1 protein-coding gene is annotated in these 258 nt (G+C 66.3%); it reads right to left on the bottom strand.

Features of this window, described 5'->3' with window-relative positions; translation table 11 throughout:
* Positions 1-48: 48 nt before the first annotated feature.
* A partial coding sequence (locus SB764_RS42120) for a hypothetical protein (protein WP_410867054.1) occupies positions 49-258 on the bottom strand: 210 nt, incomplete at its 5' end.

The following is a 258-nucleotide window of genomic DNA, read 5'->3' as shown; positions in this document are numbered from 1 at the left end:
AGTGCACGGCCTCAAAGGATCGGCACGGGTCCCGTGCTACCGCTGGACCTACGTCGCGGGGCCAGCTTGTGCTGCCCGGGAGTGACTGGATGGTGCGCCGACGGAACGGGCGGCGACTTCGGCCAGCCCCAGAACGGCGAATGCGACGATGCCGTGCAGGATCCCCAGACCGGGAACGGCGAAGGATGCATAAGCTAGGGCGACCTGAATCACGACGACCAGTAGCAGCCACGCCGACCACTTGACACCGAGCTTGCC

This window comes from Paraburkholderia sp. SIMBA_027, assembly GCF_046535315.1.
Taxonomy (GTDB): Bacteria; Pseudomonadota; Gammaproteobacteria; order Burkholderiales; family Burkholderiaceae; genus Paraburkholderia; species Paraburkholderia tropica.
Note: the sequence above shows the minus strand (reverse complement) of the source record. Positions and strands in the feature narration are given on the sequence as shown.